The organism is Rhodococcus sp. MALMAid1271 (genome assembly GCF_049195265.1).
Taxonomy (GTDB): Bacteria; Actinomycetota; Actinomycetes; order Mycobacteriales; family Mycobacteriaceae; genus Rhodococcoides.
In genome coordinates, this window is record NZ_JBMIRQ010000123.1 from 1 (window position 1) to 317 (window position 317).

Sequence of the window (317 nt, forward strand, 5' to 3'; positions counted from 1 at the left end):
ACCTCTCAGGCATCATGAACGGCGGATTTGCCTACCGTTCGCCCTACAGGCTTACACCAGTACAACCACTGACTGGCCCAGCTACCTTCCTGCGTCACCCCATCGCTTGGCTACTACCAGATCAGGTCCCACGCATCCACCCGTCGTCGACATGCCCGAAGGCACACGATCAACAGGATTCAGGGTGGTTAGTGTCACTGATTCACCATGGGCGCGGTTACACGGGTACGGGAATATCAACCCGTTGTCCATCGGCTACGCCTGTCGGCCTCGTCTTAGGTCCCGACTCACCCTGGGCGGATTAACCTGGCCCAGGA

1 rRNA gene is annotated in these 317 nt (G+C 58.7%); it reads right to left on the minus strand.

From position 1 onward, the window contains the following. Positions 1-317 (minus strand): 23S ribosomal RNA (locus ACOQFP_RS24055); the annotation flags it as partial.